The organism is Streptomyces sp. NPDC007346 (assembly GCF_040703535.1).
GTDB lineage: Bacteria > Actinomycetota > Actinomycetes > Streptomycetales > Streptomycetaceae > Streptomyces.
This window is the reverse complement of sequence record NZ_JBEYKR010000212.1, coordinates 1-8,773: the sequence shown is the minus strand read 5'-3', so window position 1 is coordinate 8,773 and position 8,773 is coordinate 1. Positions and strand designations below refer to the sequence as shown.

6 protein-coding genes and 1 pseudogene are annotated in these 8,773 nt (G+C 72.4%); 5 read left to right on the top strand and 2 right to left on the bottom strand.

Annotated elements, in window-relative coordinates:
• A partial coding sequence (locus AB0917_RS32175) for a PucR family transcriptional regulator ligand-binding domain-containing protein (protein ID WP_366823246.1) occupies positions 1 to 1,431 on the bottom strand: 1,431 nt, incomplete at its 3' end.
• A 322-nt stretch (positions 1,432 to 1,753) separates the two neighbouring features.
• Between AB0917_RS32175 and AB0917_RS32170 the strand changes: the two genes are divergently transcribed.
• From AB0917_RS32170 to AB0917_RS32150, 5 genes are all read left to right on the top strand, one after another.
• A complete protein-coding gene (locus tag AB0917_RS32170) occupies positions 1,754 to 2,644 on the top strand; it encodes an FAD binding domain-containing protein (RefSeq protein ID WP_366823245.1) in 891 nt (296 codons plus the stop codon).
• A 2-nt stretch (positions 2,645 to 2,646) separates the two neighbouring features.
• The gene (locus AB0917_RS32165; protein ID WP_366823244.1) at positions 2,647 to 3,246 is read left to right on the top strand and encodes a (2Fe-2S)-binding protein; all 600 of its coding nucleotides are present in this window, start codon (positions 2,647 to 2,649) and stop codon (positions 3,244 to 3,246) included.
• Positions 3,243 to 5,660: a molybdopterin cofactor-binding domain-containing protein gene (locus tag AB0917_RS32160; protein WP_366823243.1), complete on the top strand. Its 2,418-nt coding sequence runs from the start codon at positions 3,243 to 3,245 to the stop codon at positions 5,658 to 5,660. The genes AB0917_RS32165 and AB0917_RS32160 overlap by 4 nt, the downstream gene beginning before the upstream one ends.
• Before the next feature lie 330 nt (positions 5,661 to 5,990).
• Positions 5,991 to 7,448: an NCS2 family permease gene (locus AB0917_RS32155; RefSeq protein WP_366823242.1), complete on the top strand. Its 1,458-nt coding sequence runs from the start codon at positions 5,991 to 5,993 to the stop codon at positions 7,446 to 7,448.
• A 33-nt stretch (positions 7,449 to 7,481) separates the two neighbouring features.
• The gene (locus AB0917_RS32150; protein ID WP_366823241.1) at positions 7,482 to 8,624 is read left to right on the top strand and encodes an XdhC/CoxI family protein; all 1,143 of its coding nucleotides are present in this window, start codon (positions 7,482 to 7,484) and stop codon (positions 8,622 to 8,624) included.
• Positions 8,625 to 8,694: 70 nt separating this feature from the next.
• On the opposite strand, the pseudogene AB0917_RS32145 reads toward AB0917_RS32150, so the two are convergent.
• A pseudogene (locus tag AB0917_RS32145) lies at positions 8,695 to 8,773 on the bottom strand (AAA family ATPase); the annotation flags it as partial.

The following is an 8,773-nucleotide window of genomic DNA, read 5'->3' as shown; positions in this document are numbered from 1 at the left end:
GCCGCGCAGCCCCTCGGCCGAGTGCACGGCCGCGCTGACCCCCAGGGTCAGCCGCCCGTCGTCGGCGAGCCCCGCCGAGAGCGGTTCGCGTACGGCGGCGAGCAGCGCGTCGGCGTGCAGGGCGGGGTCCTGTGCGGCCGCCGGGGGCTCCCCGGCCTGTCCGGCAGCCCCGGCGTCCGGGGCGGCGGCATCGGTGTTGTCGGTGTTGCCGGTGCTGTCTGAGGGGGCGCCTACCGTCTCAGGGAGGGGGGCGGGCGCGGCCGGCAGCGGTACGAGGGCGATGGCCTCCTCGCCCGTGTGGGCCACGGCGATCCGGTCGGCGGAGTCGGGACCGCTGACCGCCGGGTCGACGAGGATCTCCTCCAGCAGCGCCTGGGCCACCGGGCCGCCCGCGACGTCACCCAGGACGCCCGCCGGGCCGGACGCGTTCGCGGCGGTCCACTCGACCCGGGCCACCACGACCTGCCACTGCGGGGCGACGCCCAGGCCCGGCAGCAGGACCGGGGCGGCGACCCGGAGCCGGGCGGCGATCTCGGCCGGCGCGGCGCCCGCCTGGACCAGCTCCAGGACCTCCTGGGCGAGCCGGCGGCGTACCGTACGGGCCGCGTCACGGCGGTCGCGCTCGACCGCGATCAGCTGGGTGACGCCCTGGAGCAGGTCGAGCCGGGGGGCGGGCCAGTCCGAGGCGTCCGCCTCGACGGCGAGCAGCCAGTCGGAGAGCACCGACTCCCGGGCGTCACGGGCGGCCGGGACCGCGCCCCGGCCGGTGTTGCGGATCGGGAAGAGCGAATACGTCGTACCGTCGACCGCCGCCCGGTGCGGGCCCCGGCGGCCGGTGCGGGTCGCCGCCAGGTGGTGCCCGGCCAGGGCCGCGCCCAGTGAGCCGGGCAGCGGGGCGCCCGCCCCGGCGATCTGGCGGCCGGTGGGGGAGAGGACCCAGGCGCGCAGGTCCAGATCGGAGGTGAGGAGGTCCAGCACGACCTCGGGGCCGCCGCCCGCCGGGCCCGAGGTCATCAGCCGGCGGTGCCGGTCCACCACGGCGGCCAGGTCGCCCGCCCGCTCGCCGGAGACCTGGCGTACGACATGCTCGGTGATCGTTGCGAACGCGACGGTCTCGTGCACCGCGAAGAGCGGCAGGTGGTGCTGGGAGCACGCCTCGACCAGGTCGGCGGGGATGTCGCCGAGCTCCGCCTCGCCCGCCGCGAGCCCTGCCACCCCGGCCCCGGCCAGGATCCGGACGAACGGCTCGGAGTCCCCCGCGTCCCGGCGCCAGGCCAGCCCCGTCAGCACCAGCTCGCCGCCGGAGAGGTAGCGGCTGGGATCGCGCAGGTCGGTCGTCATGACACCCCGGACCGCACGGTCCAGCTCGTCCTCGCCGCCGAGCAGCCGCAGGCCCAGCGCGTCGGTCTCCAGCAGTGCGCGCAGCCGCATCTCGTCGCCGCCGATCATTTCCGTAGGGGTGGGGAGGGGGAAGTGGGTGAGTGAAGGAGTACGTCGGGTGGGGGACCACAGGGGTGAACGGGTACCTGTGAATTACGGCGAGGTCACTGATCCCCGCCATTCGTTCGAATCTACAAGACGAGGACGGAGACCAGCCAACTCCTTCAGTGTTTCGGTGACTGCACCCGCCGGGCCCTGGCTTGTGTACTGGGCCACACACCACGTGAACACCACATGAACGAGCCACACGAGCCAGTTCAGGGCCGGCCGTCCCCCGCCCCAGCGAACGACCCGATCGAGAAGAGAGCCACTCATGGACTTCCTTCGCCCCGCCGGCTGGGAGGAGGCGCTCGCCGCCAAGGCCGAGCACCCCTCGGCTGTGCCCATCGCGGGCGGCACGGATGTGATGGTCGAGATCAACTTCGACCACCGGCGGCCCGAGTACCTCCTGGACCTGAACCGCATCGGTGAGCTGTCCGAGTGGGAGGTGGGCCGGGAGAGCGTACGGCTCGGCGCCAGTGTGCCGTACAGCGCCATCATGGAGCACCTGCGCACCGAGCTGCCCGGTCTGGCGCTCGCCTCGCACACCGTCGCCTCCCCGCAGATCCGCAACCGGGGCGGGGTCGGCGGCAACCTCGGCACCGCCTCGCCCGCCGGCGACGCCCACCCGGCGCTGCTCGCCGCGGGTGCCGAGGTGGAGGCCGCATCCGTACGCGGAACGCGGATGATCCCCATCGACGCCTTCTACACGGGCGTCAAGCGCAACGCCCTGGAGCCGGACGAGCTGATCCGCGCCGTGCACATCAAGAAGGCCGACGGGCCCCAGCAGTACGCGAAGGTCGGCACCCGCAACGCGATGGTCATCGCCGTCTGCGCCTTCGGCCTCGCACTGCACCCCGAGACCCGCACGGTACGCACGGGCATCGGCTCCGCCGCCCCGACCCCCATCCGGGCCAAGGAGGCCGAGGCCTTCTTGAACGCCGCGCTGGAGGAGGGCGGCTTCTGGGAGAGCGGCAAGATCATCACCCCCGCCGTCGCCAAGCAGTTCGCCGCGCTCGCCTCGGGCGCCTGCAACCCGATCGACGACGTACGGGGCACGGCGAAGTACCGCAGGCACGCGGTCGGCATCATGGCCCGCCGCACGCTCGGCTGGACCTGGGAGCAGTACCGCGGCGCGGGCCGCACGCTGGAAGGAGCTGCGTAACCATGCGAGTCAATTTCACGGTCAACGGCCGTCCGCAGGAAGCCGACGACGTGTGGGAGGGCGAGTCCCTTCTCTACGTGCTGCGTGAGCGTATGGGGCTGCCCGGTTCCAAGAACGCCTGCGAGCAGGGCGAGTGCGGTTCCTGCACGGTCCGCCTGGACGGCGTCCCGGTCTGCTCCTGCCTGGTCGCCGCCGGCCAGGTCGAGGGCCGCGAGGTCGTCACCGTCGAGGGACTGGCCGACTACGCCAGGCACCGCGCGGACGCCCACCCCGGCGGCGGCTGCGCCACCGGCGACTGCGGCACCACCCTGGACGCCGCCAGGCGCTGGCAGTCCAAGCCCACCGACGGCCGGGCCGGCGAGGCCGCCGAACTCTCCTCGGTCCAGCAGGCGTTCATCGACGCCGGAGCTGTCCAGTGCGGGTTCTGCACCCCCGGCCTGCTGGTCGCCGCCGACGAACTGCTGGAGCACACCCCCTCCCCGTCCGACCAGGACATCCGCGAGGCGCTCTCCGGCAACCTGTGCCGCTGCACGGGGTACGAGAAGATCCTCGACGCGGTCCGCCTCGCGGCCGCCCGCCAGACAGAGGCGGTCCAGTCATGACGGTCCACCCGAAGGCCACATCCGTACCGTCCGGAACCCCCACCAAGATCACCCAGGGTTCGCCCACCAAGGGCGGCATCGGTGAGTCCACGCTCCGCCCCGACGGCATCCTGAAGGTCACCGGGGAGTTCGCGTACTCCTCCGACATGTGGCACGAGGACATGCTGTGGGGCCAGACGCTGCGCTCCACCGTCGCGCACGCCGAGATCGTCTCCATCGACACCTCCGAGGCCCTGGCCACCTCCGGCGTCCACGCCGTGATGACCTACGACGACCTTCCGGCCGAGATGAAGAACTACGGCCTGGAGATCCAGGACACCCCGGTCCTCGCCCACGGCAAGGTCCGCCACCACGGCGAGCCGGTGGCCATCGTGGCCGCCGACCACCCGGAGACCGCGCGCCGCGCCGCCGCCAAGATCAAGATCGAGTACCGGGAGCTGCCCCTCATCACCGACGAGGCCTCGGCGACCGCGCCCGACGCCGTACTCGTGCACGAGGGCCGCGCGGACCACCACATCGGCCACGTCCCGCACCCCAACATCGTGCACCGCCAGCCGATCATCCGGGGCGACGCCGACGAGGCGGCCGGGCGCGCCGATGTCATCGTCAGGGGCGAGTACACCTTCGGCATGCAGGACCAGGCCTTCCTCGGCCCCGAGTCCGGTCTCGCCGTGCCGTCCGAGGACGGCGGGGTCGAGCTGTACGTCGCCACCCAGTGGCTGCACTCCGACCTCGGCCAGATCGCCCCCGTCCTCGGCCTGCCCGAGGAGAAGGTCCGCATGACGCTCTCCGGCGTCGGCGGGGCCTTCGGCGGCCGCGAGGACATCTCGATGCAGATCCACGCCTGCCTGCTGGCGCTCCGCACCGGCAAGCCCGTCAAGATCGTCTACAACCGGTTCGAGTCCTTCTTCGGCCACGTCCACCGGCACCCGGCGAAGCTGTCCTACGAGCACGGCGCCACCAAGGACGGCAAGCTCACCCACATGAAGTGCCGCATCGTCCTGGACGGCGGCGCCTACGCCTCCGCCTCCCCGGCGGTCGTCGGCAACGCCTCCTCGCTCTCGGTCGGCCCGTACGCCGTCGAGGACGTCGACATCGAGGCCATCGCGCTCTACACCAACAACCCGCCCTGCGGCGCGATGCGCGGCTTCGGCGCGGTCCAGGCGTGCTTCGCCTACGAGGCGCAGATGGACAAGCTCGCCGCGAAGCTGGACATGGACCCCGTCGAGTTCCGGCAGCTCAACGCCATGGAACAGGGCACCCTGCTGCCCACCGGGCAGCCCTGCGACTCGCCGGCCCCGGTCGCCGAGCTGCTGCGCCGGGTCAAGGCCCGGCCGCTGCCGCCCGAGCAGGAGTGGCTGACGGCGGGCAGCGAAGGCACCTCCGTCGACATCCGGGCGCTGCCCGGCGGCCTCTCCAACACCACCCACGGCGAGGGCGTCGTGCGCGGGATCGGCTACGCGGTCGGCCTGAAGAACGTCGGCTTCTCCGAGGGCTTCGACGACTACTCCACCGCCCGTGTGCGGATGGAGGTCATCAACGGCGAGCCGGTCGCCACCGTGCACACCGCGATGGCCGAGGTCGGCCAGGGCGGCGTCACCGTGCACGCCCAGATCGCCCGCACGGAACTCGGGGTCAACCAGGTCACCATCCACCCCGCCGACACCCGGGTCGGCTCCGCCGGATCCACCTCCGCCTCCCGCCAGACGTACGTCACCGGCGGCGCGGTCAAGAACTCCTGCGAAGCCGTACGGGAGAAGGTCCTGGAGCTCGGCCGCACCAAGTTCGGTACGTACCACCCGGCCTGGGCCACCGCCGAACTCCTCCTGGAGGACGGCAAGGTCGTCACCGACGGCGGCGAAGTCCTCGCCGACGTGGCCGACGTGCTGGAGGACGAGGCGATCGACATCGAGCTGGAGTGGCGCCACCGGCCCACCGAGGCGTTCGACCTGCGCACCGGACAGGGCAACGGCCACGTCCAGTACTCGTTCGCCGCGCACCGCGCCGTCGTCGAGGTCGACACCGAACTCGGCCTGGTCAAGGTCGTCGAACTGGCCTGCGCCCAGGACGTCGGCAAGGCGCTCAACCCGCTCTCCGTCCTCGGCCAGATCCAGGGCGGCACCCTCCAGGGCATGGGGGTCGCCGTGATGGAGGAGATCATCGTCGACCCGAAGACCGCGAAGGTGCGCAACCCCTCCTTCACGGACTACCTGCTCCCCACCATCCTCGACACGCCGGCCATCCCGGTCGACGTGCTCGAACTCGCCGACGAGCACGCCCCGTACGGGCTGCGCGGCATCGGCGAGGCACCCACCCTGTCGTCCACCCCGGCCGTCCTCGCGGCGATCCGGAACGCGACGGGTCTGGAGCTCGACAGAACACCGGTACGGCCCGAACACCTCACCGGCACCTGAGAGGCGGGGCCGGGAGACCCCCGGCCCCGCCGGCGGCCTCCGCGTGGTTCCCCCACAGCCCTCCGGGCGGTGCGCACGGCCGGGAACGTCACACCTCTCCGCCCACCGCGCCGCCCGGAGCCCAACGAGTACCGCACCGCTCGCGGTTCTTCGCCGTGCCGGGACAGCACGGCAGCGCCTCACGGATCGCCCGTGCCTCCGGCACATCCGTATCTGCTTCTCCCGTTCGCCCCGGCCGTCCCCGGGTCGTGCAGCCGACGCAGTCATCCCAAATCCCGCATTCAGGAATCTCCAAGCGGGTGCCCCTGTGAACCTTGGGAGTCAGGCATCATGACCCAGCAGTCAGTGGAACCGAAGACCAGCGCGGAGGCCGCGGGCCCCGGCTCGCGCGTCCCCGCCGGAAGATCATGGCTCGACCGGTACTTCCACATATCCGAACGAGGCTCCACGGTCGCGCGCGAGGTGCGCGGCGGCGTCACGACCTTCATGGCCATGGCGTACATCCTCCTGCTCAACCCGCTGATCCTCGGCGGGGAGGACGTCGACGGGAACCTCCTCAGCCAGCCGGGGCTGATCACCGCGACCGCCTTCGCGGCCGCCGCGACGACCCTGCTCATGGGCTTCGTCGGCAAGGTGCCCCTGGCGCTCGCCGCCGGACTCAGCGTCTCCGGTGTGCTCGCCTCGCAGGTCGCGCCGAACATGACCTGGCCGCAGGCCATGGGCATGTGCGTGATCTACGGTGCGGTGATCTGCCTCCTGGTGGTCACCGGCCTCCGCGAAATGATCATGAACGCGATCCCGCTCGCGCTCAAGCACGGCATCACCATGGGCATCGGGCTCTTCATCGCCCTGATCGGCCTCTACAAGGCCGGCTTCGTCCACCAGGGGCAGGCGACACCCGTCTCCCTGGGCCCGGCCGGTGAACTCGCCGGCTGGCCCGTCCTGATCTTCTGCCTGACCCTGCTCCTCATCTTCATGCTCCAGGCGCGCAACGTCCCCGGCGCGATCCTCATCGGCATCATCGTCGGCACCCTGGTCGCCATCGCCCTCAACGCGATCGCCGACATCGACCCCAAGGCGTGGAGCAGCGGCCCGCCCGCCCTGGAGGGCGGCGCGGTCTCCGCACCGGACTTCTCGCTCTTCGGGAACGTCGAGTTCGGCGGCTGGGGCGACGTCGGCGTGATCACCGTCAGCATGATCGTCTTCACCCTGGTCCTGGCCGGCTTCTTCGACGCGATGGCCACCATCATCGGCGTCGGCACCGAGGCCAAGCTCGCCGACGACAAGGGCCGTATGCCGGGCCTGTCCAAGGCCCTGTTCGTCGACGGCGCCGGCGGCGTCATCGGCGGTGTCGCCTCGGGCTCCGGCCAGACGGTCTTCGTCGAGTCGGCCACCGGCGTCGGCGAGGGGGCCCGGACCGGGCTCGCCTCCGCCGTCACCGGCCTCTTCTTCGCCGCCTGCCTCTTCTTCACCCCGCTCACCGCGATCGTGCCGACGGAGGTGGCCTCCGCCGCCCTCGTCGTCATCGGCGCGATGATGATGCAGAACGCCCGCCACGTGGACTGGAGCGACCGCTCCGTCGCCATCCCGGTCTTCCTGACCGTGGTCCTGATGCCCTTCACGTACACCATCACCACCGGTGTCGCCGCGGGTGTCATCGCCTACTCCGCCATCAAGCTCGCCCAGGGCAGGGCCCGCGAGGTCGGCGCCTTCATGTGGGGCCTGACGGTGATCTTCATCGTCTTCTTCGCCCTCAACCCGATCGAGAGCTGGCTCGGCGTCCACTGACGCCCGAGCCCCTTCACCCAAAGGAGACACGCCATGCTGGACATCGCCGAAGAGCTGCACCGGTGGGTCTCGCAGGGACGCGAGTTCGCCGTCGCCACCGTGGTGGCGGTCAGCGGCAGCGCGCCCCGCCAGCCGGGCGCCGCCCTCGCCGTCGACCGCGACGGCACGGCCATCGGCTCGGTCTCCGGCGGATGCGTGGAGGGCGCGGTCTACGAGCTGTGCCGACAGGCCCTGGAGGACGGGCAGTCCGTCCGCGAACGGTTCGGCTACAGCGACGAGGACGCCTTCGCGGTCGGCCTGACCTGCGGCGGCGTCATCGACATCCTGGTCACACCGGTCCGGGCGGACGACCCCGCCCGCCCGGTGTTCGCCGCGGCGTTCGAGGCCGCCGCCCAGGGGACGGCGGCCGCCCTGGCCCGGGTCACGGACGGGCCCGAGGAGCTGCTCGGACTCCCGCTCCTGGTCCGGGCCGACGGCAGCCACGAGGGCGGGCTCGGCGGCCACCCGGCGCTGGACCGGACCGCCGCCGCCGAGACCCGGGCCCTGCTGGACGCCGGCCGCACCGGCCCTCTCGCCATCGGCGCGCAGGGCTCCCGCTGCGGCCGGCCGGTCCAGCTCCTGGTCGAGTCCAGCGTGCCCCCGCCCCGCATGATCGTGTTCGGGGCGATCGACTTCGCCGCGGCCCTGGTGAGGGCCGGGAAGTTCCTCGGCTACCGGGTCACCGTCTGCGACGCCCGCCCGGTCTTCGCCACCGCCGCGCGCTTCCCCGACGCGGACGAGATCGTCGTCGACTGGCCCCACCGCTACCTGGAGGGCACCGCCACCGACGCCCGTACGGTGCTCTGCGTCCTCACCCACGACGCCAAGTTCGACATCCCGCTGCTGGAGGCCGCCCTGCGCCTCCCGGTCGCCTACGTCGGTGCGATGGGCTCGCGCCGCACCCACCTGGACCGCAACGACCGCCTGCGCGAGGCCGGCCTCACCGACCGCGAACTGGACCGCCTGCACTCACCGATCGGCCTCGACCTCGGCGCCCGTACGCCGGAGGAGACGGCCCTGTCCATCGCCGCCGAGATCGTCGCGGTCCGGCGCGGCGGCAGCGGCGCACCGCTCACCGGGGCCCACACCCCCATCCATCACGACAGCAGCGGACAACCGCTCGCGTCGGTGGCCTGAGGCACCTGTGGGGTGCCGGCCATGTCCGGGTCCACGGCACCCGGCACCTCCCCGGACTCCGGGCTCCGCCGGCCAGCTGTTGCAGGGTACGGCCGAAGCTGCCGTCGCCATGAGCGATGCGCAGTTGTTCCAGCAGGCGCGGGGTGCGC

Coding starts and splice junctions, on each gene's coding strand:
- AB0917_RS32160 (WP_366823243.1), top strand. CDS start 3,243: ATGACGGTCCACCCGAAGGCCACATCCGTACCGTCCGGAACCCCCACC.
- AB0917_RS32150 (WP_366823241.1), top strand. CDS start 7,482: ATGCTGGACATCGCCGAAGAGCTGCACCGGTGGGTCTCGCAGGGACGC.
- AB0917_RS32165 (WP_366823244.1), top strand. CDS start 2,647: ATGCGAGTCAATTTCACGGTCAACGGCCGTCCGCAGGAAGCCGACGAC.
- AB0917_RS32155 (WP_366823242.1), top strand. CDS start 5,991: ATGACCCAGCAGTCAGTGGAACCGAAGACCAGCGCGGAGGCCGCGGGC.
- AB0917_RS32170 (WP_366823245.1), top strand. CDS start 1,754: ATGGACTTCCTTCGCCCCGCCGGCTGGGAGGAGGCGCTCGCCGCCAAG.